The 23,716-nt window shown below is 72.3% G+C and carries 22 protein-coding genes; 10 read left to right on the top strand and 12 right to left on the bottom strand.

Features of this window, described 5'->3' with window-relative positions; genetic code table 11:
- Positions 1–11 precede the first annotated feature (11 nt).
- Positions 12–1,262, bottom strand: coding sequence for an extracellular solute-binding protein (locus ABTY20_RS13245; RefSeq protein WP_351997089.1), 1,251 nt, complete (start codon positions 1,260–1,262; stop codon positions 12–14).
- Positions 1,263–1,450: 188 nt separating this feature from the next.
- Here ABTY20_RS13245 and ABTY20_RS13240 point away from each other — a divergent pair, with 188 nt between their 5' ends.
- Positions 1,451–1,666, top strand: a complete 216-nt coding sequence (locus ABTY20_RS13240; RefSeq protein WP_351997088.1) for a dodecin — start codon at positions 1,451–1,453, stop codon at positions 1,664–1,666.
- A gap of 139 nt (positions 1,667–1,805) precedes the next feature.
- Here ABTY20_RS13240 and ABTY20_RS13235 read toward each other — a convergent pair whose 3' ends face one another.
- The 4 genes from ABTY20_RS13235 to ABTY20_RS13220 all read right to left on the bottom strand — a co-directional run bounded on the left by ABTY20_RS13235 (position 1,806) and on the right by ABTY20_RS13220 (position 6,502).
- Positions 1,806–2,714, bottom strand: coding sequence for a DUF2382 domain-containing protein (locus ABTY20_RS13235; RefSeq protein ID WP_351997087.1), 909 nt, complete (start codon positions 2,712–2,714; stop codon positions 1,806–1,808).
- A 418-nt stretch (positions 2,715–3,132) separates the two neighbouring features.
- Positions 3,133–3,882, bottom strand: a complete 750-nt coding sequence (locus ABTY20_RS13230; RefSeq protein ID WP_351997086.1) for a succinate dehydrogenase/fumarate reductase iron-sulfur subunit — start codon at positions 3,880–3,882, stop codon at positions 3,133–3,135.
- Complete coding sequence (locus tag ABTY20_RS13225) at positions 3,879–5,828, bottom strand: fumarate reductase/succinate dehydrogenase flavoprotein subunit (protein ID WP_351997085.1); 1,950 nt, start codon at positions 5,826–5,828, stop codon at positions 3,879–3,881. Before ABTY20_RS13225 ends, ABTY20_RS13230 begins: the two co-directional genes overlap by 4 nt.
- Before the next feature lie 2 nt (positions 5,829–5,830).
- Positions 5,831–6,502: a succinate dehydrogenase gene (locus tag ABTY20_RS13220; protein ID WP_351997084.1), complete on the bottom strand. Its 672-nt coding sequence runs from the start codon at positions 6,500–6,502 to the stop codon at positions 5,831–5,833.
- A 121-nt stretch (positions 6,503–6,623) separates the two neighbouring features.
- Between ABTY20_RS13220 and ABTY20_RS13215 the strand changes: the two genes are divergently transcribed.
- On the top strand, positions 6,624–7,508 hold the full coding sequence (locus tag ABTY20_RS13215) for a LysR family transcriptional regulator (protein WP_351997083.1): 885 nt from the start codon (positions 6,624–6,626) through the stop codon (positions 7,506–7,508).
- A gap of 513 nt (positions 7,509–8,021) precedes the next feature.
- On the opposite strand, the gene ABTY20_RS13210 is transcribed toward ABTY20_RS13215, so the two are convergent.
- From ABTY20_RS13210 to ABTY20_RS13200, 3 genes are all read right to left on the bottom strand, one after another.
- Positions 8,022–10,163, bottom strand: a complete 2,142-nt coding sequence (locus ABTY20_RS13210) for a putative bifunctional diguanylate cyclase/phosphodiesterase (RefSeq protein WP_351997082.1) — start codon at positions 10,161–10,163, stop codon at positions 8,022–8,024.
- Positions 10,160–10,972, bottom strand: coding sequence for an SAM-dependent methyltransferase (locus ABTY20_RS13205; RefSeq protein WP_351997081.1), 813 nt, complete (start codon positions 10,970–10,972; stop codon positions 10,160–10,162). The genes ABTY20_RS13210 and ABTY20_RS13205 overlap by 4 nt, the downstream gene beginning before the upstream one ends.
- 323 nt (positions 10,973–11,295) lie before the next feature.
- Entirely contained in the window at positions 11,296–12,225 is a 930-nt protein-coding gene (locus tag ABTY20_RS13200; protein WP_351997113.1) for an SCO0930 family lipoprotein, read from the bottom strand.
- Between the two features lie 631 nt (positions 12,226–12,856).
- On the opposite strand from ABTY20_RS13200, the gene ABTY20_RS13195 reads away from it, so the two are divergent.
- Positions 12,857–12,985, top strand: a complete 129-nt coding sequence (locus ABTY20_RS13195) for a hypothetical protein (protein ID WP_351997080.1) — start codon at positions 12,857–12,859, stop codon at positions 12,983–12,985.
- Positions 12,986–13,056: 71 nt separating this feature from the next.
- Positions 13,057–13,791 carry a bestrophin-like domain gene (locus ABTY20_RS13190; protein ID WP_351997112.1) on the top strand — a complete coding sequence of 245 codons (735 nt, stop codon included), beginning with the start codon at positions 13,057–13,059 and terminating at the stop codon, positions 13,789–13,791.
- A gap of 101 nt (positions 13,792–13,892) precedes the next feature.
- On the opposite strand, the gene ABTY20_RS13185 is transcribed toward ABTY20_RS13190, so the two are convergent.
- Positions 13,893–14,390: a hypothetical protein gene (locus ABTY20_RS13185; protein WP_351997079.1), complete on the bottom strand. Its 498-nt coding sequence runs from the start codon at positions 14,388–14,390 to the stop codon at positions 13,893–13,895.
- 333 nt (positions 14,391–14,723) lie between these two features.
- Here ABTY20_RS13185 and ABTY20_RS13180 point away from each other — a divergent pair, with 333 nt between their 5' ends.
- Positions 14,724–15,392 carry a class F sortase gene (locus ABTY20_RS13180; protein ID WP_351997078.1) on the top strand — a complete coding sequence of 223 codons (669 nt, stop codon included), beginning with the start codon at positions 14,724–14,726 and terminating at the stop codon, positions 15,390–15,392.
- 31 nt (positions 15,393–15,423) lie between these two features.
- Here ABTY20_RS13180 and ABTY20_RS13175 read toward each other — a convergent pair whose 3' ends face one another.
- The gene (locus tag ABTY20_RS13175) at positions 15,424–16,263 is read right to left on the bottom strand and encodes a polysaccharide deacetylase family protein (RefSeq protein ID WP_351997077.1); all 840 of its coding nucleotides are present in this window, start codon (positions 16,261–16,263) and stop codon (positions 15,424–15,426) included.
- A gap of 287 nt (positions 16,264–16,550) precedes the next feature.
- On the opposite strand from ABTY20_RS13175, the gene ABTY20_RS13170 reads away from it, so the two are divergent.
- Positions 16,551–17,972 (top strand): amino acid permease, encoded by a 1,422-nt coding sequence (locus ABTY20_RS13170; RefSeq protein ID WP_351997076.1) that lies wholly within the window; start codon positions 16,551–16,553, stop codon positions 17,970–17,972.
- Here the strand turns inward: ABTY20_RS13170 and ABTY20_RS13165 are convergent.
- On the bottom strand, positions 17,969–18,784 hold the full coding sequence (locus ABTY20_RS13165) for an alpha/beta fold hydrolase (RefSeq protein ID WP_351997075.1): 816 nt from the start codon (positions 18,782–18,784) through the stop codon (positions 17,969–17,971). The genes ABTY20_RS13170 and ABTY20_RS13165 overlap by 4 nt on opposite strands.
- Before the next feature lie 57 nt (positions 18,785–18,841).
- Here ABTY20_RS13165 and ABTY20_RS13160 point away from each other — a divergent pair, with 57 nt between their 5' ends.
- The 4 genes from ABTY20_RS13160 (at position 18,842) to ABTY20_RS13145 (ending at position 21,569) form a co-directional block, all read left to right on the top strand.
- Positions 18,842–19,315 (top strand): MarR family winged helix-turn-helix transcriptional regulator, encoded by a 474-nt coding sequence (locus tag ABTY20_RS13160; protein WP_351997074.1) that lies wholly within the window; start codon positions 18,842–18,844, stop codon positions 19,313–19,315.
- Positions 19,316–19,560: 245 nt separating this feature from the next.
- Positions 19,561–20,106 (top strand): sigma-70 family RNA polymerase sigma factor, encoded by a 546-nt coding sequence (locus ABTY20_RS13155; protein WP_351997073.1) that lies wholly within the window; start codon positions 19,561–19,563, stop codon positions 20,104–20,106.
- Positions 20,107–20,242: 136 nt separating this feature from the next.
- A complete protein-coding gene (locus tag ABTY20_RS13150) occupies positions 20,243–20,764 on the top strand; it encodes a hypothetical protein (RefSeq protein WP_351997072.1) in 522 nt (173 codons plus the stop codon).
- A 151-nt stretch (positions 20,765–20,915) separates the two neighbouring features.
- Positions 20,916–21,569 (top strand): zf-HC2 domain-containing protein, encoded by a 654-nt coding sequence (locus ABTY20_RS13145; RefSeq protein ID WP_351997071.1) that lies wholly within the window; start codon positions 20,916–20,918, stop codon positions 21,567–21,569.
- 38 nt (positions 21,570–21,607) lie between these two features.
- Here the strand turns inward: ABTY20_RS13145 and ABTY20_RS13140 are convergent, their stop codons facing one another.
- Positions 21,608–23,707: a SpoIIE family protein phosphatase gene (locus ABTY20_RS13140; protein WP_351997070.1), complete on the bottom strand. Its 2,100-nt coding sequence runs from the start codon at positions 23,705–23,707 to the stop codon at positions 21,608–21,610.
- Positions 23,708–23,716: the final 9 nt, after the last annotated feature.

The following is a 23,716-nucleotide window of genomic DNA, read 5'->3' as shown; positions in this document are numbered from 1 at the left end:
CGCCACACCCCTCAGTCGAAGGCCAGGGCTTCGGTGATGCGGCGGGAGGCGCGGCCGGCCCCGGTGGCCGGGTCGGCCCCGGTGAGCACCTCGGTCATGTACTCCTTGATCGGGTTGTCCGCCTCGACCGCCGCCCACTGGGGTGTGCCGGGGGTCGCCCGGCCCCGTGCGGCTCCGGCCGCCATGGCCGCGACCCCCTCCTCCTCCGCCACCGCCCCGGCGAGTTCGGCCTTGTTGGGGACGTAGTTCATCGTGCGGGCCAGTTCGGTGTTCCACCGGGCGCCGGTGAGCGCGGCGACGACCTCGACGGCGCCCTCCCGGTTGTCGGTCTTGACCGGGATCACGAGGTCGGAGCCGCCGGTGAAGACGGCTCCGGGCCTGCCGGCGACCCTGCCGGGAACGGGGAAGTAGCCCAGCTCGCCCTCCAGGCGCGGGTTCTGCTTGACGATGGCACGCGCCAGCCCCGGCACGGCCACGATCTGCGCGACCTCGCCCTTCGCGAACACGTCCGCCTGCGGCGGGTGTTCCTCGTCGGCGTCGACCGGCCCGTCGCCGAGCGCCTGGAGCCTGCGGTAGAAGTCCATGCCGCGCAGCGCCGCCGGGCTGTCCAGCGTGCCGCGCCAGACGCCGTTCCGTTCCTTGGCGAGGTCGCCGCCCTCCTCCCAGATGAAGCCGGCGAGCGTGTACCAGTCCTGCCCGGCGAGGTAGACGCCCTGGTTGCCGCCGGTGTCGAGCTTCTCGGTGAGGGTGAGCCACTCGTCGCGGGTCTTCGGCGGGGCGGTGACGCCGGCCCTGCGGAAGAGGTCCTTGCGGTAGATGACGACGCGGTTGGCCGCGTACCAGGGGACGCCGTACTGCTGGGAGCCCCACCGGCCGGGTTCGGCGAGGCCCGGCAGCCAGTCGTCGCGGCCCCAGTCGCGCATGGACTCCAGGGTGAGGTCGAGCAGTCCGTCGCCCTCCGCGTAGGTGGCGACCTGGGTGTTGCCGACCTCGATGACGTCGGGGCCGTCCTCCTCGTCCGTCTCCAGCGCCTTCCCCACCTTCTCACCGATGCCGGTCCACTCCTGGACGCGGATGTCGAGGTCGAGCCCGGGGTGCTCGCGTTCGAACTCCTCGGTGAAGCGGCCCAGGTACTCCTGCGAGGCGCTGTGCCGCATCAGCCACACGGTGACCGTGCTCCTTTCGACGTCGCCCGGCATCAGGCCGCAGCCGCTGAGCAGGGAGGCCGACACACAGACGAGGGCGAGCAGACGGCGTCTCACGAGGGGTCCTGTTTCTGTCTGACGGACAGGGCGGGGCCCGGCGTGGGGGGACGAGCGGGGCTCGGGCGGGTGCCCAGCATCTTGGTATGGACCAATGCGTAGGTCAAGGGTGTCAGGCGAACGGCGCCGACGCCTCGCGGTCCGCCGCGTCATGGGGCACGGTGGACCGGGACGAGAGGAGCACGTGCATGTCGAACCACACCTACCGGGTCACGGAGATCGTCGGCACCTCACCCGACGGCGTCGGCCCGGCCGTACGCAACGGCATCGAGCGCGCCTCGCGGACGCTGCGCAATCTGGACTGGTTCGAGGTGACCCAGGTGCGCGGCCAGATCGAGGACGGGCAGGTGGCGCACTGGCAGGTGGGGCTGAAGGTCGGCTTCCGGCTGGAGGAGGCGGACTGAGCCGGCAGGGGGCCGGGCCGCCGCTCAGGCGCGCCTCGCCCTCGGACGGCCCCCGGGCGGCGAGCCGGTCCGGCGCGTCGCGGTGGCAGCACCACGGCGCGCCGGTGACGTCGTGCCGGCGCGCCGTAGGGCGGTGGCGCTACTCACGTCCCTTCCTGGGGACGTCGCGGCCGCGGCGGCCGGACTCCTCGTCCAGCTCCGTCTCGGCCTCGATGCGCTCCTTGCGGACCTGGCCGCGGACGGTCTCCTCGTCGGTCTTCTCCTCCGTGGTCATCCGGACCCGCTCGACCGGCACCGCCTCGGTCTCCACGACCGGGCGCTCCTCGTACAGCGTGACGTCGTGCTCGTCCTCCTTGAAGGCCGGACCCGACATGGCCTCGTCACGGTTGGCGTCCGTGATCGGCTCGCGCTCCACGCGGACCTCCTCGTGGCGCACCGGCACGGTCTGCTGGACCTCCTCCGTGACCACGTACTTGCGCAGCCTGGCCCGTCCGGCCTCGTGCCGCTCGACGCCGACCCGCATGTGCTCCTCGGAGCGGGTCATGGCGTCGTCGCCGTGCCCCCGGGTCCGCGCCTCGCTCCGGTGGCCCGCGGTGCCCGCGGTTCCGGCCGCACCCGCCGTACCGGCCGCACCCGCCGTACCGGCGGCTCCCGCCGTGCCCGTACCGGCCGTGCCGGCTGTACCCATGCCGGGGGACCGGCGTTCGCCGGGTTCGGTCAGCACGGAGTCCCAGTCGATGCCGTAGTAGTCGTACAGACGGTCTTCCTCTTCCACCGACAGGTGGCCGCCCGCGTCGATGTCGACGTTGGGCGCACCCTTGATCTTGTCCTTGCGATAGGGAACCTCGAGGTGGTCCTTCACCAGGGCGGCGTCGCGGATGGGGACGAACGACTCGCTGGAGCCGAACATGCCCGTTTTGACGGTCACCCACTCGGGGCGTCCGCTGGCGTCGTCGAGGAAGACGTGCTTCGCGTCACCCACCTTGTTCCCGTCCCCGTCGTAGACGGGGTGATCCAGCAGCTTCGAGATCTCTTCGCGGGTGATCATCTTCCATCACCCTCCTTTCGAAGGTCGCCTCTCACTGGTTCTCCCGGATCCTCCGCAAAAAACGGCACGAAAGCGACAAAAGGCGCTTAATTTTCCACAGTGCTCACTCGCGGTGACCGTCCTGGTGCCCCACCACCGCCTCCGGCCGCACCCGCTCCTGTTCTCCCGGTCCGGGCCGGCGTGTGCGCGACCGGGACCGGGAGCGCGGACGTGGAGATGCCGAATGCCGGGGGCGGAGAGCGAGACGGGGCCGGAAGGAGCACCTCTCCCGGCCCCGTCCGTCCGCACCTTCGGCGAACGTTCGGTGGAGCGCCCCGCAAGGGGCGCGGGTGTGGCGTCGTGCGGCTCCGCCGCGTGGGCGGCGCGCCCCGGCCACCGGCTGCCCGCGGTCCGTCGACGGCCGTCCGTGCGACGGCGGCTACCGCTTGGGGGCCTTCCGCGTCGCCCTCAGCCACTCCTTGTTCATCCCCGTGATGGAAGCGAGCGGGATGCCCTTGGGGCACGCTGTCGCGCACTCCCCCGCGAGGGTGCACCCGCCGAACCCCTCCTCGTCCATCTGCGCCACCATGTCCAGCACCCGGGTCTCGCGCTCGGGCGCGCCCTGCGGCAGCACGTTCAGGTGGTTGATCTTCGCCGAGGTGAACAGCATCGCCGCGCCGTTGGGACAGGCCGCGACGCAGGCGCCGCAGCCGATGCACTCGGCGTGCTCGAAGGCGAAGTCGGCGTCGGGCTTCGGCACGGGGGTGGCGTGGGCCTCGGGCGCGGAGCCGGTGGGGGCGGTGACGTAACCGCCGGCCTGGATGATCCGGTCGAAGGCGGAACGGTCGACCACCAGGTCCTTCACCACCGGGAAGGCGGCGGCCCGCCACGGTTCGACGTCGATGGTGTCGCCGTCCTCGAAGGACCGCATGTGCAGCTGGCAGGTGGTGGTGCGCTCGGGCCCGTGGGCGTCGCCGTTGATGACCAGCGAGCAGGCGCCGCAGATGCCCTCGCGGCAGTCGTGGTCGAAGGCGACCGGGTCCTCGCCCTTGAGGATGAGTTCCTCGTTGAGGGTGTCGAGCATCTCCAGGAAGGACATGTCGGGTGAGATGCCGTCCACCTCGTACGTGGACATGGCGCCGTCGGCGTCGGCGTTCTTCTGCCGCCAGACGCGCAGGGTGAGCCTCATGCGTAGCTCCGCTGGGTGGGGTGGACGTACTCGAAGACCAGGTCTTCCTTGTGCAGGACGGGAGCCTCGCCGGTGCCGGTGAACTCCCAGGCGGCGGCGTAGGAGAAGTCGTCGTCCTTGCGGGCGGCCTCGCCGTCCGGGGTCTGGGACTCCTCGCGGAAGTGGCCGCCGCAGGACTCGGAGCGGTGCAACGCGTCGAGACACATCAGCTCGGCGAGCTCCAGGTAGTCGACGATGCGGTTGGCCTTCTCCAGCGACTGGTTGAACTCCTCGCCGGTGCCGGGGACCCTGATGCGGCGCCAGAACTCCTCGCGGATCTGCGGGATGCGCTCCAGGGCCTTGCGCAGCCCGGAGTCGGTACGGGCCATGCCGCAGAACTCCCACATGAGTTCGCCGAGTTCGCGGTGGAAGGAGTCGGGGGTGCGGTCGCCGTCGACGGACAGCAGCCGGCCGAGCCGGTCCTCGGTCTCGGCCAGCACCTCCCGCACCACGGGGTGGTCGTCGGTGATCCCGTCCTGGTGCGGGGTGCGGGCCAGGTAGTCGTTGACGGTGGCCGGGAGCACGAAGTAGCCGTCGGCCAGGCCCTGCATCAGCGCGGAGGCGCCGAGGCGGTTGGCGCCGTGGTCGGAGAAGTTGGCCTCGCCGATCGCGAACAGGCCCGGAACGGTGGTCTGGAGGTCGTAGTCGACCCACAGTCCGCCCATGGTGTAGTGCACGGCGGGGTAGATCCGCATCGGCACCCGGTACGGGTCCTCGTCGGTGATCCGCTGGTACATGTCGAAGAGGTTGCCGTACTTGGCCTCGACGGCCGTGCGGCCCATCCGCTTGATGGCGTCGGCGAAGTCCAGGTAGACGCCCTGGCCGCCGGGGCCCACCCCCCTGCCCTCGTCGCAGACGTTCTTCGCGGCGCGGGAGGCGATGTCGCGGGGCACCAGGTTGCCGAAGGACGGGTAGATGCGCTCCAGGTAGTAGTCGCGCTCCTCCTCGGGAATCTTGCTCGGCGGACGGTCGTCGCCCTTGGCCTTGGGCACCCAGATCCGGCCGTCGTTGCGCAGCGACTCGCTCATCAGCGTCAGCTTGGACTGGTGGTCGCCGGTGCGCGGGATGCAGGTCGGGTGGATCTGTGTGAAGCAGGGGTTGGCGAAGTGGGCGCCGCGCCGGTGCGCGCGCCAGATCGCCGTGGCGTTGGAGTTCATGGCGTTCGTCGACAGGTAGAAGACGTTGCCGTAGCCGCCGCTGGCGAGGACGACGGCGTCCGCGAAGTACGTGTCGATCTTCCCGGTGACCAGGTCCCGGGCGACGATGCCGCGGGCCCGGCCGCCGACGACGATCAGGTCGAGCATCTCGGTGCGCGGGTGCATCTCGACGTTGCCGGCCGCGATCTGCCGGCTGAGCGCCTGGTAGGCACCGAGGAGCAGCTGCTGGCCCGTCTGACCGCGGGCGTAGAAGGTGCGGGATACCTGGACGCCGCCGAAGGAGCGGGTGTCGAGCAGTCCGCCGTACTCGCGGGCGAAGGGCACGCCCTGGGCCACGCACTGGTCGATGATCTCCACGGAGATCTGCGCGAGGCGGTGGACGTTGGACTCGCGGGAGCGGAAGTCGCCGCCCTTGACGGTGTCGTAGAACAGGCGGTGGACCGAGTCGCCGTCGTTGCGGTAGTTCTTCGCCGCGTTGATGCCGCCCTGCGCGGCGATGGAGTGGGCACGGCGCGGGGAGTCCTGGTAGCAGAACTGGACGACGCGGTAGCCCTGTTCGGCGAGCGTGGCACCGGCGGAGCCGCCCGCGAGGCCGGTGCCGACGACGATGACGGTCTTGCCGCGCCGGTTGGCGGGGTTGACCAGCTTGGCCTCGAAGCGGCGCTTGTCCCAGCGTTCGTGGACCGGTCCGGCGGGGGCCTTGGTGTCGGCGACCGGCTCGCCGGTCGTGTACGCGGTGTAGGAAGTCATGGTCAGCTCACCACTCCGGTCATGACGCCCACGGGGACGGCGACGAAGCCGGCCGTGAGCAGCAGCGCGAGGGCATGGGCGGTGGTCTTGAGGGCGCGGTCGCGGGTGCGGCTGCCGACGCCGAGGGTCTGGGCGGCGCTCCAGAAGCCGTGCCGGATGTGCAGGCCGACGGCGAGCATCGCCACGATGTAGATGACGTTGCCGTACCAGGTGGAGAAGGTGTCCACGACGTTCTGGTAGGGCTTGCCGGTCTCGAAGCCGCCGGAGTGCACGGTGCCGGTGGTCAGGTCGAGCAGGTGCCAGACGATGAACAGGGCGAGGATGACGCCGCCCCAGCGCATGGTGCGCGTGGCGTAGCTCGCCCGCGGCTTCTTGTGCACGTACTTGCTGGGGCGCGCCTTGATGTCGCGGCGGCTGAGCTGGTAGGCGGAGACGGCGTGGGCGAGGACGGCGACGACGAGGACGACGCGGACGATCCACAACGTCCACTCGTAGTGCATGAACGGTTCGCCGACGGTGCGCAGCCAGTGGGCGTAGTGGTTGAACTCGCCCGCCCCGAAGAAGATCTTCAGGTTCCCGATCATGTGGGCGACCAGGTAGAGCAGCATGACGAGGCCGCTGACCGCCATCACTGTCTTCTTGCCGACGGTCGAGTCCCACACGGTGCGTGCCATGGACGGCCGTCGGTCCGTCCGCGTTGCCAGAGCCATGCCACCAGACGCTAGGGCCGGAAGGACCCATCGGTCCAAGACATGGTCCAGCTCGTTTTGATAGCCGGAGCCTATGCTGGGGGTCATGCAGTTCCAGCAGCTCCAGTACTTCGTGGCCGTCGCCGAGGCCCGGCACTTCACCCGGGCCGCGGAGCTGGTCCACGTCGCACAGCCGTCGCTGTCCCAGCAGATCAAGGCGCTGGAGCGGGAGCTGGGGGCGGACCTGTTCCGGCGGGCGCGCGGGAACATCACGCTGACCGACGCGGGCGAGGCGCTGCTGCCGCTGGCCCGGCGGATCCTGGCCGACACGGACACCGCGCGGCACGAGGTGCAGGAGGTGGCGCAGCTGCGCAGCGGGCGGGTGCGGCTGGGGGCGACGCCGAGCCTGTGCACCGGACTGCTGCCGGACGTGCTGCGTGCCTTCCACGACCGCTATCCGGGCGTCCGGCTGCTGGTCGAGGAGGGCGGCTCGCACGACCTGGTGCGGGAGCTGGCCCGGGGCGCCCTCGACCTCGCCCTGGTGGTGCTGCCGCTGCCGACCCCCTCCCCCGCGCTCACCACGGTGGAGCTGCTGCGCGAGGACCTGGTGGTGGTGTCGTCACCGGACGCCCCGGGGCCGGGAGGGGGCCGGCGCACCGTGCGCGTCGCCGATCTGGAGGGCGAACGCCTGGTGATGTTCCGGCACGGCTACGACCTGCGCGACCTGACCGTGGCGGCGTGCCGGGCGGAGGGCTTCGAGCCGGAGTTCGCGGTGGAGGGCGGGGAGATGGACGCGGTGCTGGGCTTCGTGCGGGCGGGACTCGGGGTGGCCGTGGTGCCGCGGATGGTGGCCGCCCGCTCCGGCCACGGGCTGCGCGTCACCCCGCTGACCCGTCCGGGCCTGGACCGCACCATCGCCCTGGCCCACCGCAGCGACGTGGCCCCGCCCCGCGCGGCCCGCGAGCTGCAGCGGATGCTGCTGGAGCGGTGAACGGCCCGCGCCCGGGCACCGCACCGGTTCAGGTGGTGGGCACGGCACGGGGCTCGCACGCGCGGTGCGGGTGCTCCCCCGGGGACGGGCCCGGGCCCGGATCCGTGCCCGTCGCCGGCCGGCTGTGCGGCCGGCCGGAGCGGGCGCGGCTGCTGCGCTCCGGCGAGGCGGGTGCGGTCCTGCTCCACGCGCCCTTCGACCGCACCGGCCTCGACGGCGAGACCCTGGCCGTCGGGCCGTGCCCCGCCGTCCTCGCCGCGTCCGGGGAGCGGCCTCCCCGGGGCCCGGGGAGCAGCGCGGTCAGCCACGCCCCGAGCCACTGGGCGGCTAGGGCCTCTCGTTTGGATCATGTCGGCGTCGCGGGGCTTGGCACGCGCATCTGCCGCGTTGTCGTCAGTTGCCAACGCTCCGCGTTGGCGCCCTCCTCCGCCTTGCATCTGCACGCACCAAACCCCGCTCGGGTCGGCCACGACGCACCATCGGTCGCGGCCGACCTGATCCAAACGAGAGGTCCTAGCCCGTCGCGTCGACCAGGGCCAGGTCGTGGAGGCGGTCCGGCGGGCCCGGGCGGGCGTAGTACCAGCCCTGGGCCGTGTCGCAGCCGAGGACGCGGAGCTGTTCGGCCTGGGCCCCCGTCTCCACGCCCTCCACCGTCACCGCCAGGTCGAGGCTGTGCGCCAGGGAGACGATCCCCTCGACGATCTTCAGGTCGACGGGGTCGGCCGGGAACCGCTGCATGCTCTGGGTGAAGGAGCGGTCCAGCTTCAGGACGCTCACCGGGAGCCGGCGCAGGTTGGCCAGGTTGGAGTAGCCGGTGCCGAAGTCGTCCAGCGCGATGTCGATGCCCATCTCCGCCAGCCGGCGCAGCGGCTTCAGCAGATCGTCGTCCGCGCCGATCAGCGCCGACTCCGTCACCTCCAGGCACAGGGCGTCCGGCTCCACACCCGTGCGCTCCAGGATCTCCACCGTGTCCTGGACCAGCCCGGGATGCGTGAGCTGGCAGGGCGACAGGTTCACGTTGATGCGCAGTGGCCCGAGCGCCTCACCGCCGTGCCGGTCCCGCCACTCACGGGCCTGCCGCACCGACTGCTCCAGCACCCAGCGGCCCAGCGGAACGATCAGCCCCGTGTGCTCGGCGAGCGGGATGAACCGGTCCGGGGACAGCACCCCGTGCTGCGGGTGCAGCCAGCGCACCAGCGCCTCCGCGCCCCGGACGCTGCCGTCGCCGAGGTGCACCAGCGGCTGGTACTCGATGAAGAACTCGCCCCGGTCCAGGGCCGTCGGCAGCGCCGTGGTGAGCCCGTGCCGGGTGATGGCGCGGGCGTCGGCCTCCGGGTCGGCGAGCTCGAACCGGTTGCCGCCCGCCGACTTGGCCCGGTACATGGTGATGTCGGCGCTGCGCAGCACCTCCGCCGCACTGCGCTCCCCGGCCGGTCCCTCCACGATGCCGATGCTGCCGCGCACGGTCAGCTCCCGGCCGTCCACACCGATCGGGGCGAGCAGCGCGTTCATGATCCGGGCGGCCAGCTCGTCGACGGTGCGCTCGGTGTCGGGACCGGTGGTCAGCGCCACGAACTCGTCGCCGCCGAGCCGCGCCACCATCTCGCCGGACGCGGTGGCGCAGGCCTGCAGCCGGTCGGCGACCTCGACGAGCAGCCGGTCGCCGGCCGCGTGCCCGAGGCTGTCGTTGACGGTCTTGAAGCCGTCCAGGTCGAGGTAGCACAGCCCGAACCGCTGGCCCTCGCCGGCGCCGAGCGCCTTCTCCAGGCGTTCGAAGAAGAACGCCCGGTTGGGCAGCCCGGTGAGCGCGTCGTGGGTGGCCTCGTAGCGCAGCCGGAGGTTGAGCAGCCGCCGCTCGGTGGTGTCCTCCATGAGGGCGAGCTGGTACTGCGGGTCGCCGTCGGCGTCGCGCAGCAGGGACACCGTCAGATTGGTCCACAGGACCGTTCCGTCAGGGCGGTAGAACGCCTTTTCCAGGTGGTAGTGCTCGCGCTCGCCGCTCACCAGCTCCTCGTAGAGCCGCCAGGTCTGCGGGGCGTCGTCGGGGTGGACCCAGTCCCTGACGTTGCGGACGCGCAGTCCCTGCTCGGACAGGCCGAACATGCGCCGCAGCGCGCCGTTGACCTGCAGGACGTTGCCTTCCAGATCGGCGATGCCGATCCCTATGGCCGCGCCCTCGAACACCGCCCGGAACCGGGCCTCGGTGGCGTGCAGCGCCTGCGCCACCGCGCCCTGGGCCTCCAGCGCGGCCCGCGCCACGGCCTCCTGCTCGGCCAGCGTCCGCTCGCGCAGCGCCTGCGCGAACCCGGCGGCCATGGCGTGCTGCAGCCTGCCGGAGCGCGCCCGCAGGTCCTCCCGGTCGCCGTCCCCGCCGCAGTACAGGACGAGATAGGCGTCCACGCAGTCCAGGGTCCGGCTGAGCGCCTCCGGGTCGGTGCAGTGCGCCTCCACCAGCGCGGCGCCGGCCGTCCGGCCCGCGTCCGGGTCGAACGACCGGGCCCGCAGCGCCTCGCTCAGCAGCCGGGCCAGCGGCAGCAGCCGCTCCTCGAACTCCGGGCGGGTCGCCGACGTCGAGGTCACCGGGAAGACCGCCCGGCTCCAGATCGTCGCGAACCGGCGCAGTCTGTCCTCCGGCCCGTCCGGCTCCGCGCTCACGCCGTACGCCCCACGCCCGCGAAACCGGAGAACGCGTAGGGATCCTCGTCCTCCGGTGCGGTGTCCGGCCGCCACTGCGGCATCGGCACCAGTCCGGGTTCCACCATGTCGTACCCCTCGAAGAACCGCGCGATCTCCTCGCGCGTGCGCATGATCAGCGGGTTGCGGATGTCCTGGTACACGTCCACCGCACCCCCGGCCCGCTCCCGCGGCAGCGGGATTCCCTCGTACGAGGCGTGGGTGAGCACGAGCATGCTGCCGGGCGCGAGCGCCTGGCGCAGTTCGGCCACCGCCGCGTACGGGTCGTCCGCGTCTTCCACGAAGTGCAGTATGGCAACGAGGAGCAGCGCCACTGGCCGATTCAGGTCGATCAGCCGGAGCACCTCGGGACTGTCGAGGATCTCCCGCGGCTTGCGGAGGTCCGCCGCGACGACGCCCGCCCCGTCGTTGCCCTCCAGCACGGCCTGGCTGTGGGCCACGGCCACCGGGTCGTGATCGACGTACATCACGCGGGCGTCCGGCAGGGCCGCCTGCGCCACCTCGTGGACGTTGCCGAACGTCGGTATGCCGGAGCCGATGTCCAGGAACTGGGTGATGCCCTCACCGGCCGCGAAACGCACCGCCCGCCGCATGAAGGCCCGGTTCGCCTGCATGATCTTCGGCAGCCCCGGCATGAACTCCATGGCCCGGCGGGCCGCTTCCCGGTCGACCTCGAAGTTGTGCGAACCGCCCAGGTAGTAGTCGTACATCCGGGAGACGCTGGGTACCGAGATGTCGATGCTCCGCGGGGCCCAGGCGGGACGGTCCATGTATCGCTCCAAGGCGTAGGCGATCCGGTGTTCGAGCAGAGGCTACTGATCGCCCGCCAAAGGAGCGACCCCAAACGGAAATTGACCATCCGTTCCCGGTCACTGCCAGCGGCACGTGCCTCCTCGGCTCCCCGGGAGAGCGTGACGACCTGCGTCCGCGGTATTCCGGAGAATTCCGGCACACCGGGAAGTACGCGGAGAAGGGCGCCGGTCATTCCACGGGTGCCGGTGAGTCACGGCACAGCGGTCCGCCCCTCCGCACGCTGCGGAGGGGCGGACACGGAATCGGCGGCGTCCGGGGCGGACGACGCCCGGGAGGGCCGCTACCTCTCCGACGCGCCGACCGGCTTTCCGTCCGGCCGTACGGCGTACCAGGTGCCGCCCACGCCCTGGCCGTTGGTGTCGCCGGGGGCCTTGTCGCCGGCGAAGGTGTAGAGGGGCCAGCAGTTGATCGTCTGCTGCTCGGCGCCGTCCGGGCGGGTGAAGGTCATGTAGCCCTTCTTCCGGATGCCCTTGGTGTCGTCGAAGTCGACCGGCGACACCACCGGCCACTTCTCCAGGCAGGCGCCGGTGCAGGCCGACACGGGCTTCGGCCAGGCCTCGTCCTTCATGAAGCGGTAGACGGTCATGCCGTTCCCGTCGACGACGATCTCGCCCAGCTTCGGGTCCTCACGGGTGGACAGTCCGGGGCGGTCGGCCGCCTGCGCCTTCTTGCCCTGGGGGTTCAGCGCGAACCACTTGCCGCCCACGCCCTGGCCCTTGACGTCGCCGGCGTTGACGTCCTTGACGTAGCGGTAGGCAGGCCAGCCGGCGACGGTGAGCTGCTTGGTGCCGTCGGCCCGGTCGACCGATCCGAGCAGTGCCTCGTCGATGCCCTCGCCGGCCGTGGCGTCGTCGGCGGGCACCGGCGGCCAGGTCTTGGCGCAGTCGTCCTCGCAGTTGGAGGCCGGCGGCTCGGCGGTGTCCTGGTCGAAGCGGTACAGGGTCAGACCGAGGCTGTCGGTCACCACCTTGCCCAGTTCGGCGTCGGTGGAGACGCTCAGCTCGCCCGCCGTGTCGGAGGGGCCCGCCGCCGCCCGGGCGCCCGCGCCCGCCCGGCCCGCGCCGATGTCTCCGACGTCCCCGGCCCCGGCCGTGGCACCCACGTTCTGGCTGGCGGCGGGCGGCGCGGTGTCCTGACCGCACGCCGTGGTCAGGGCCAGCACCGCCGCGGCGCTCGCCACCAGTGAGGCGGTCCGCCAGGAGGTCTTCATCGTCAACTCCACATCATCGCAAGGGTCGTGCAGCGCCCTGCTGTGCCGCCGCTCGACGATGGGTACGCACGAGGGCACGGGTCGTGTTCAACGGTGGGCCGGACTTCTTTTGTTAACTCCTTCGGGGCAATCACCGGGATCCCGGGCGCGGCCCGGCGTTTCACGGCTCATGATCATCGTCGTGCACGCACTCGTACCCACCCAATCCCGCGTTGTCTCACGCGCGTTGGCCGTGACGGCACTGGTCTGGGCGCTCGTCGGCGCACCCGGCACGGCCGTGGCCGACGCCTGCGCGTACGTCTCGGCGGGGCCGGACGGCACGGAGGCGGTGGCGGTCGCGGGCCACCTCACCTGGACGGACCCCCCGTTCTGCTCCCCGTCCCCGTCCCCGTCCCCCACACCGACGCCCACGCCCACGCCCACACCGACGCCCACGCCCACACCGACGCCGACGCCGACACCGAGCCAAACGTCCACGCCGACACCGACGCCCACCCCCTCTCCGGCCCCGCCGTCCGTCCGTCCGGCGTCGCCCGCCCGGCCGGCCACCGCCTCACCGCCCCGCCCGCGTCCCGCGCCGCCGGACCCGGCGCCGTCGGCCACGCCGAAGCCGCGTCCGTCCGTGACGCCCGTGCACTACCCGCGGTACCGGGCGACCCCGGTCCGCCGGCCCTCCGGCGGCGCCACGTCGCCGCTCACCTTCGTCCTGCTGATCACGACGCCCGCCGTGGTGGCGGTCGCCGCGCTGCGTCCGCGCTGAGGCCCGGACCGGTCCGACCCGACCCCTTCTGGAGGCACCTCTTGTCGGAATGGCTTGTTCTCACTCTCGCGATGCTCGCCGCCTGTGTCGTGGTGGTGGTCATCACCCTCGTACGGCACCGCAGGGCGGCCGACGACGAGGATCCCAGCGAGACCCCGGACGTCATCGAGTACATGACGATGTGGATCGGTGTGGTGTACGCCATCGTGCTGGGCCTCGCCATCGCCGGCGTCTGGGAGGGCCGCAGCGCCGCCCAGGAGCACGTACGGGCGGAGGCGGTGGCGCTGCACGAGATCTCGGAGCGGGTCCGGGTCTACCCCGCCGAGGTGCGCGACCGCATCCGGGACGATGTCAACGCCTATGTCGGACACGTCGTCACCACCGAGTGGCGGACCATGGCCGACGACGGGCGGGTCACCGGACGCGGCGGTGAACTCCTCGACCGCGTCCGCCGGGACGTCACCGACTACGAGCCGCGCACGGACTTCGAGGCACAGGCCTACCAGCCGCTCGTGGACCAGGTGGCCGCCGCCGATCAGGCGCGCAACGCGCGGGCCGAGTCGACCGGGGAGACCATGCCGGGCGTGGTGTGGTTCGGGCTGATCACCGGGGCCGCCGTCACCATCGGGATGATCTTCGCGCTGCAGATCCGGCGCACCGCCCGGGAGATGGTCCTCGCCGGGCTGTTCTCGGCGCTGATCGCCTTCCTGCTCTTCCTCATCTGGGACTTCGACGCCCCCTACAGCCGGGGCCTCGCCGCGTCGGCGGACCCGTTCCTGCGGCTCTTCCCGCACATCGAGGGCTGAGGCCGTCCGCGGAGGGCGGAGTGTCGCCCCGGATCCCACGGGGATCCGGGGCGCGTGGGGTGCGAGCGCGTGCGAAACGGCGGTCCGGAGGGGACAGCGGTTCAGATCCGCTTCTCGGCGCGGCGTCGCATCCAGAAGACACCGCTGCCGGCGACCGCGGCGGCCACCAGGGCACCGCCGATGGCCATGTCGGTCGGGGTCGCCCCGCTGGTGCTGCTGCCGCCGATACCACCGCGGACACCGCCGATGACGGTGAAGGCGGCCGGCCGGGTCAGGCTCCGGCCGGAGCAGTGCACCGTGATGTCGTAGGAGCCGGGACGGGCGTCGGCGTCGACGGTGGCGGTCCCCTTCGAGGTGTCGTTGGCACCGCTGATGGGCGTCAGGTTCGTCCGGGGGAAGGCGTTGGAGGTCGCCGTGCCGCCGTTGGGGCAGCCGTCGACCGTGATGGTCAACTGGCCGCCGCGGGGAATGACGCTGGGCAGGGCGACGATGTTGGACGGGTTGGGAACCCGGCCGGCGTCCGCGACCGCCGCCGGGGCGGCGAATCCGAGAACGGCGACCGCGGCGCCGGCGGCCGCCAGGGCACGTGAATTGCGCATGTGATCCTCCGCGGAAGACGCCCCGGGTCCCGTCCCCGGTCGATCGGCGAGAAAACGTCTCCCGGATAGACCCTCAGTTGCCCTGCCCGGCCCCGCATTTCGGCGCTAGTCCGTACCGGTGAGGCACACCCCGCGCGGGAAACCGTGCGAGGGGACATCACCGCAGGTCACGGTCCGTCAGAAAATCTTCGTCCGGTGCCACCCCGGATGGCGCACCCCCGTGCGCCGGGCCACCCGTTCGCCGTCGCCCCGTCGCCGGTCGCGCGTGCGGCATCTAGCGTTTTCGTCATGCGCGAGTGGTACGGCGACGGCCGTGTCGAGAGGGGAAGGCGAATGTCTGCTTTCGAGCCGGCCGAAGCCGAATGGGAGGTACGGCGGAGGAAGCGCGCCCCGTGGGGTGTGATAGCGCTGGTCCTGCTGACCGGCCTCGCGCTCATCCGGAACGGTTCGGGGGAGTTCGACGTGGGCCCGCCGCAGCCGGCCGGCGCGGCCGCCGCCGACAGCAGGGCGCCCGGCGGCATCACGGCCGACGTGGTGCGCCCGCTGCCGTACGCGGTCCCGGACCGGGTCGTGATCCCGGGGATCCAGGTGGACGCGCCCCTCGTCCCGGTGGGCCTGGACGCGGAGGGCTGGGTGGACGCGCCGCCGCCCCAGGACCCCAATCTGGCGGGCTGGTTCACCGGTGCCGTCTCCCCGGGCGAGAAGGGCACGGCGGTCGTCGTCGGCCATGTCGACAACGCGCAGGGGCCGGCCGTGTTCTACGGGCTCGGGGCGCTGAAGAAGGGCAACCGCGTGGAGATCACCCGCGGGGACGGGAAGACCGCCGTGTTCGAGATCTACGGCATCGAGGTCTTCGCGAAGAACGACTTCCCCGGCGACCGGGTCTACGCCTCCAAGGGGGCCGCGGAACTGCGGGTCATCACCTGCGGCGGCGGTTTCTCCAAGCAGAACGGCTACGACGGGAACGTGGTCGTCTTCGCCCGCCTGGCCGAGGTCCGCTGAGCGGACCCGTGCCCGGGCGGGCGGGGACCGTTCAGACGTACTGCCGGCGGGGCACGGTGACGTGGTACCCGGAGTCGAGCAGTCCGGGCAGGTAGGCGCGCAGGGCCCGGACGCTCTGCGAGCGGTCGCCCCCGGCGTCGTGCGAGAGCACCACCACGCCGGGGGCGGCGCCGTCCTCCACCCGGCCGACGATGGTGCGGGTGCCGGGCTCGGTCCAGTCGAGGGTGTCGACCGTCCAGGCCAGCGGTTCCATGCCCAGCTCGGCACCGATCCGGAAGGTGGCGCGGTTCCAGGCGCCGTAGGGCGCGCGGAACCACTCGGGGCGTTCGCCGCAGGCCTGCTCGACGACGTCGCTGGTGCGCTCCATCTCGGAGCGGATACGGCCGCTCCGCAGCCGGGTGAGCAGGGGGTGGGACCAGGTGTGATTGCCGACCACGTGCCCCTCGTCGGTCATCCGGGCCACCAGGTCCCGTTGGTGGGCCACCATCTCCCCGCACACGAAGAACATCGCCCGCACCTCGTACCGGGCCAGGATGTCGAGGATGTGCGGGGTGTAGCGGGGGTCGGGTCCGTCGTCGAAGCTCAGCACCACGGCGCGGCCGTGACCGGGCACGCGCAGCAGCGGTTCGCGCCGTACGGGCGTCCCGCCGCGCGGGGTGTGCGGGGGCCCGTAGCCGGTCAGGGGCCGCAGGCGGTACTCGGAGGGCTTGAGCGGGCGGCGGGCCGCCCGGGCGCCGGCGGCCGGCGGCGGCGCGGGCGCGGCACGGTACCCGATACCCGGCGCGAACACCGCGGCCACACCGGCCGCTCCCAGGGAGACGACGCCGGCGAGCAGCGCCCGGCGCCGGGTGAGCAACTGATCCTTCTGCATGACTCATCAGTCGCCCCGCCGAGGACCGGCGCACCCCGGCGACACCGGTGCGGCGGCACGATTTCACCCGACCGGCGCAGCGCGGGGCGACGGGCCCCGACGGGCGCGGGGAGGCCGGTGCGCCGGTTCGCCGGCCCGGTCGCGGTGCGCCCGGGCCGGCCGGTGGCGGTGGTGCCGTGGTCCTGTACGGATGTGCCCGCGGTGTGCGTGGTGTCTTCCGTCGGCGGCGGGACAGCGGCATCATGATCCGCCGTCAGCCGTTTGCCCGCCGCGAAGAGGTGAGACGCATGGCCCGGCTCCGCATGGGCGAGGGAATTCTCCGCCGCAAACCCATCGAGCACATCGAGACGACGGAAGCCGGCGAGGGCACCCGGCTGGAGCGCACCCTCGGTCTGTGGCAGCTCACCGCGATCGGTGTGGGCGGCATCATCGGCGCCGGCATCTTCACCCTCGCGGGAACGGTCGCCAACGGCACGGCCGGACCCGCGGTGCTGCTCTCCTTCCTGATCGCCGGTGTCGCCAGCGCCGCCGCCGCGCTGTCGTACGCGGAGTTCGCGGGCCTGATCCCGAAGGCCGGCTCGGCCTACACGTACGGGTACGCGGTGCTCGGCGAGCTGGTCGGCTGGTTCATCGGCTGGGACCTGCTGCTGGAGTACACGGCGATCGTGGCGGTGGTCGCGATCGGCATCTCCGGCTACTTCGGCTTCCTGGTCAACGAGGTGGGCGCCGATCTGCCGACCTGGATGCTGGGCGCCCCCGGCACCGGCGACGGTCACCGCGTCGACCTGTTCGCGGCCCTGTTGTGTCTGCTGATCGCCGCCCTGCTGAACCTCGGCATCAAGAACGCGGCCCGGTTCGAGACGGTGGTCGTGGTACTGAAAGTGCTGGTGGTGCTGCTGGTGATCGCGGTCGGCCTGTTCCACATCGACACGGCGAACTACCAGCCGTTCTTCCCCTACGGGGTCGGCGGGGCGTTCACCGGTGCGGCGACGGTGTTCTTCGCGGTCTTCGGCTACGACGCGATGTCGACGGCGGCCGAGGAGTCCAAGGACGCCCAGCGGCACATGCCGAAGGCGATCGTCTACTCGCTGATCATCTCGATGGTGCTGTACGTGGCCGCCTGCCTGGTGCTGACGGGCATGCAGGACTACCGGGAGATCGACCCGGAGAGCGGATTCTCCACCGCGTTCAAGTCGGTGGGGCTGAGCGGGCTGGCGGACGTGATCGCGGTGGGCGCCGTCATCGGCATCCTCACGGTGATGTTCACGTTCATGCTGGGGGTGACGCGTGTCTGGTTCTCGATGTCGCGCGACGGACTGCTGCCCCGCTGGTTCGCCAGGACTCACCCGACCCGGCACGTGCCCACCCGGGTCACCTGGATCGTCGGGGTGGCGTCGGCCGCCATCGCCGGGTTCCTGCCGATCGGCGAGGCGGCCGAACTCACCAACATCGGGATCCTGCTGGCGTTCGTGGTGGTGTGCGCGGCGGTGATCGTGCTGCGCTACCGGCGCCCGGAGCTGCCGCGCACCTTCCGCACGCCGTGGATGCCGGTGGTGCCGGCGGTGGGCGTGGTCTTCTCCCTCTGGCTGATCACGTTCCTGCAGTGGCAGACCTGGGCGCGGTTCGCCGTGTGGTTCGCGACCGGGCTGGTGGTCTACTTCGGGTACTCCCGCCGGCATTCGGAGCTGGCGCGGCGTCAGCGGGACTAGAGGGAGCGGAGGAAGTCCAGCAGGATCCTGTTCAGCTCCTCGGGCCGCTCCAGGTTGGGGTAGTGCGCGGTGCCGTCGATGATCACGGAGCGGCCGTCGCGGACGGTGGCGGCGAACCGTTCCGCCTCGGCGATCAGGTCGGGGGCGTCGAGGGCGCCGTTGACGGTCAGCACCGGCACGTCGATCTCCGGGACGCGGGCCCGGGCGCCGGTCAGGGGCACGTGGTGGTTCTCCTCGTCCGGAGTGTGCTTGGCGAGGGTGCCCAGGGCCATCCCGCGCAGCCGGCCCAGGATGTCCGGGTCGATGTCGGCGGCGGTGCGGTGCTCACCGGGCAGGTAGCGCAGGAACGCGGTGAGCCAGCCCTCCACGTCACCCGCGTCCAGGGCCGCGGCCTGCTCGGCCAGCACCCGGCGGACCCAGGGGTCGGTGTACTGGAAGTCGCTGGTGGCAGCGCCGCAGACCACCACGGCGCGCACCAGCTCCGGGTACTCCAGCACCGTGTCGGTGGCGATGGCGCCGCCCATCGACACGCCGACGAGCACGGCCGGGCCGGTGTCCAGGTGGCGCAGCAGCCCGGCGAGGTCGTCGGCCCAGCGGAACGGCGCGGTGGCGTTGGCCGAGGCACCGTGGCCGCGGACGTCCGGTGCGATCACCCGGTACTCGGCGGCCAGGGCCAGGATCTGGGCGTCGAAGGCCCGGTGGTCGACGAAGCCGGAGTGCAGCAGGACCACCGGATCGCCGGAGCCGGTGTCGAGATAGGCGAGATCGCCGTCGGCGGAGGGGAAGAAGGACAGATCCGAAGCACCATTCATGACAACCAAGGTGTCATTCTTGCTCGGACTTGGCAACCAGGGTGTCATGATGGCGGGATGACGGACAGCGACGCACCCCTCCCCCCGGACGAGCTCGGCCGGCGCCTCACCGAGGTGTACGACCTGGTCGGCCCCCTCTACCGGCGCGCCCAGCGCAGCGTGGAGCAGGGCCTGACCGCCGACGGCCTCTCCGTGGGCGTACGCGCCGTACTGACCCTGCTGCACCGCAACGGGCCGATGACCGTGCCGCAGATGGGCAGGGCGCAGGCGATCAGCCGGCAGTTCGTACAGCGCATGGTGAACGACGCCGCGGCGCAGGGCCTGGTGGAGGCCGTCCCGAACCCCGCCCACCGCCGGTCGTCGCTCATCCGTCCGACCGAGCGGGGCTCCGCCGCGATCACCGCCGTCCTGGAGCGGGAGCACCTGCTCCTGCGGGAGGTCGGCGGTGGCCTCACGGACGCCGACGTGACGGCCTGCCTGCGGGTGCTGGGCGAACTGCTGGAGGCGCTCGACCACGTCGACCTCGGCTGACGGCCCTCACTCCCCCATCACGAGCCCGTCCCCGCGCGGCACCCCGGCTCAGCACCACCTTCCGGATGCGGTCGCGCACCGACCGCACCCCGGCGCCCCGGGCGAGCGCCCGGTCGGGGCCGTCCGGCGTGCGCGAACGGCCTCCTCGACCGTTCGTCGAACCGTTCGTCGACGCGATCGACCGTCCGCCGCACGCTCCTGTGCGCGCTCTGTCCCCGCGTCGCGCCGTGCGTTGCCATACGGCCATGACGGCCGGAACCACACTCATGAACGGGACGACCGCCGAGCACGAGCTCGCCGCACTGCAGCGCGAGCACGGCCGGCCCCTCTTCGCGCTGCTGCTCCGGCTCTGCGACGGGGACCGGCAGCGCGCGGAGGACCTGGTCCAGGAGACCCTGGTGCGCGCCTGGCAGCACCCCGAGGCCCTGCGCGCGGAGAACTTCGACTCCGTGCGGCCCTGGCTGCTCACCGTGGGACGGCGGCTCGCCATCGACGCGCGACGGGCCCGGCAGGCCCGCCCGGCCGAGGTCGGGGACGCCGTGCTGGAGAACGCCCGGGTGGCCTCCGACCACGCCGAGCGGGCCGCGGCCGCGCTCGATGTCCGCGAGGCTGTGAAGACACTCACTCCGGAGCACCGTGACGTCCTGGTGCTCGTGTACTTCCAGGGGGCGAGTGTGGCGGAAGCCGCGACGGCCCTCGGCATTCCGCCCGGTACCGTGAAGTCCCGCGCGTACTACGCGCTGCGCGCCCTGCGTCGGGTGCTTCCCGGATACGCCTCCGACATGCGGTGAAACCGAAGACGGAGTCAAACCTCCGTAAAGCGCCTTGCCGACGCCCCCGGTTGAGTAATCGGCTGTCCTCATCCGTGTTCCGGACCGGGGGCCCGGGTTCGGACGACGCGCACGCACCGGAGGAAGGCAGGAAGGGATGCTGCACAGAGGTCGAGAGAGCACGGACGGCACCGGTGACGGTGAACCGACCGTCCCCATGGCCTGGTTGTACGCGGAGTACATCGCCGACGAGCTGCTGCGCAGCGGCGATCTGATGCCGCCGACGTCCTTCGAGTTCCGGGCCGGCCGGGACGCGCTGGCGCTGACCGTCTTCCTGTCCGACACCGACGGCGAGCTGTCCGGCATCCGGGTGGTCACCCAGCTGGAGACCTGGCTGTCGCTGACCGCGCACGACCAGCCGTGGCAGGAGTGGGTGCAGGGGCGCCTGCGGGACCTGTCCGCGGACGCCGCCGCGGCCGGCCGGGACGGGCGGGACCCGGACCTGGAGCTGGCCGGGGAGGCCTGGCGCTGGCTGTGCGAGACGGAGCTGCTCGCGCCCGACCTGAACGCGGTTCCGGGCGGTGGCGCGACGGCCGGCGAGGACGAGGGGCCCAAGGTGTGGACACCGGCGTGGCAGCTCGGGCTGCCGCTCGGTCACCTCGCCATCCACCTTTTCTAGACTCCCCGCCGATCCGACCGATCCGGGGGCCGGTCGGCTCCGAATCCCTTGGTCACGATTCGGCACGTGGCTTGAGTGATCCGGCCGTCCGGTGCGTACCGGTGGGAGCAAGGAGCAACCCCACCCGCACCCAACGGCACGAGGATTCGGCATGAGGTCCCTGGAGAGGCATCGCGACGTCGGCGCCTACGCGCTCGGCGTGCTGGACGAGGCGGACGCGTTCCGCTTCGAGGACCACCTCACGGAGTGCCCCCGGTGCGCTGTCCAGGTGACCGAATTCGCTCCCGCGGCACGTCAGTTGATGCTGTACCGGAGTTCCACCCCGCGGCTGGTGCACCCGTTGGCCGAGCCCGGTCCGAGGATGCTGGACCGGCTGCTCTCCCAGGTCGCGGCCCGTCACCGCGCGGGGCGTCGCCGGCTGCTGCTGGCGCTGGCCGCCTCGGTGGTGCTCGCGGTGTCCGGGCCGGCGGTCGCGGTGCTGGCGCCGGACCACGGCGGGAGCGCCGTGAGCGTCGCGGCGACCGACGAGCGGTCCGGGGTGTGGGCGCGGGTGACCACCGAGGACGAGGCCTGGGGCAGCAACCTGGCGATCGAGGTCAAGGACGGTGCCGGTCCCCGCACCTGCCGTCTGGTGGTGGTCGGCCGGGACGGCTCCGAGGAGGCGGTGACCAGTTGGAGCGTGCCCCGTCACGACGCCCGCCCCAGCACGGTCCTCGGCGGCTCCGCCCTGCACCCCGAGGACATCGTCCGCTACGAGGTGCGTACGGCGGAGGGCGAGAGCCTGGTGACGCTGAAGCCCCGGTGAGGCCCCGCGGGCGTCGGGGACGCGGCGTTCGCGCGGGCTCAGGCAGGGGCCGAGGCCTTCGCCACCACGAACTCGCTCCACACGCACTTGCCGCCGCCGCGCGCCTCCACGCCCCACACGTCCGTGAGCGTGTCGATCAGGAACAGGCCCCGGCCGGAGACGCCCGACTCGCCCGCCTCCCTGCGGCGCGGCAGGGCGCTGGAGGAGTCCTCGACCTCCACCCGCACGCGCCGCTCGCTGCCCTCGGTGAGGACCCTCAGGGTGAGGACCGCGGAGCCCTCGGTGTGCATCAGCACGTTGGTGATCATCTCGTCGGCGACCAGCTCGATCTCGTCGGCCCGGTCCCGTGCGCCCCAGGTGCCCGCCGTCGCGCGGATCATGTGCCGGGCCTCGGCGAGGGCCTGGGGATCGCCGGGTGCCACACGCTGCTTGAGCCGGCCGCCGGGCCGCGGGCTGTCCAGGACGCGGCGGCGCAGCAGGAGCAGCGCCACGTCGTCGCCGCCGCCGCGTTCCTCGGCCACGTCGATGAGCCGGTCGGCCAGGTCGCGCACGTCGTCGGGGCCGACGGCGATCAGCGCCGCCAGGGTCTCCATGCCGTCGTCGAGGTCGGCGCCGGGCAGCTCGACCAGGCCGTCGGTGCACAGCAGCAGGGTGTCGCCGGGGTCGAGTTCCATCGTGCCGACCGGGTAGTCGAGCTGCCCGAACTCCGCGGACAGGCCGAGCGGCAGCCCGCCGGGGACCCGGACGCGCCGGCAGGAGCCGTCGGTGCGGCGCACCAGCGGGTCGAGGTGGCCGGCCCGGACCACCTGGAGCACGCCGGTGGACAGGTCGGCCTCGGCGTAGAGGCAGGTCGCGGAGCGGTCGGTGTCGAGTTCGTCCAGGAAGGCGGAGGCGCGGGCCATCACGGTGGCCGGCGGGTGGCCCTCGGCCGCGTAGGCGCGCAGCACGATGCGCAGCTGACCCATGACCGCGGCGGCGTGCGTGTCGTGGCCCTGGACGTCGCCGATGACGGCGCCGACCCTCCCTCCCGGCAGCGGGATCAGGTCGTACCAGTCGCCGCCGATGTCCCGGCCGAGGGAGCCGCCGATGGAGGCGGCGCGGTAGCGCACGGCGAGGTCGGCACCGGACACGCTGGGAATGGTGCGCGGCAGCATGGCCTGCTGCAGGCCCTGGGCGAGGTCCATCTCCTGCTCGTAGAACATCGCGCGCTGCAGGCTCTGGGAGATGCTGCTGCCCAGGGCGACGAGGATGTTGCGCTCCTCGGCGGAGAAGCCGCGCCGGTCGCTGTAGAGCAGCCCCATCGCGCCGATGGGACGGGCCTGGACGATCAGTGGCAGATAGGCCGCCGAGGTGATGTTCAGCCCGGTGAGGCCCTGCCACAGCCCGGGATAGCGCTCGGCGAAGTCCTCCGGGGACTCGATGAAGCACGGGCTGAGGGTGCGCACCGCCTCGCTCATCGGGTACGGCTCGTCGATCCGGGTCACATCGGTGCCGGGTATGAAGCTGCCCTCGGGCCCCTCCGCGATGAGCCGGATCCTGCCCGCCTCGACCAGTCCCATCACGAGGCTGGTCGCGCCCAGATGGGTGAGGCCGTGGGTGTCCTTGAGGACGTCGATGACGTCCTGCACGGTGCGGGCGTGGGCCAGGGCGGCGGTGGTGAGCTGGACGACGTTGGTCTGCCGGCGGCGGAGGTCCTCCTGGGCGGCCTGCTCGCGCCTGGCCTCGCTGTCGCCGAGCTCCTGGGTGGCGTCCCGGACGATGCCGATGATGCGGCGGGGCCGGCCGCTCCCGTCCCGGCGGATGTAGCCCTGGGTGTGGGTCCAGCGCAGGGAGCCGTCACGGCGACGGACGCGGAAGTAGGCGCCGTAGTTCTCGCTGCCGTCCTTCAGCGCCCGTGACACGACGGTGTCCAGGCGCAGGGCCTCGCCGGACGGCACCCGGCTCCCCAGGGACTCGGGCCTGTCGTCGTACTCCTCGGGACGCAGGTCGAAGATCTCGTGCGCCTGGGCGTCCATCTGCATCACCCCGGCGTCCAGGTCCCAGTCGAAACTGCCCATGCGGTTGAGCGCCAGGATCGGGTCCGGGTGGTCCGGCCAGTCGTCCGGGAGAGACAGGGGGTTCGCTCCCCGATCAACCATGGGCCTACT

Origin of the sequence: Streptomyces sp. NPDC126497 (assembly GCF_040302425.1) — a bacterium.
In the GTDB taxonomy this organism is placed as follows: Bacteria; Actinomycetota; Actinomycetes; order Streptomycetales; family Streptomycetaceae; genus Streptomyces.
The sequence above is the reverse complement of the archived record's forward strand: the minus strand, read 5'-3'. Positions and strand labels throughout refer to the sequence as shown.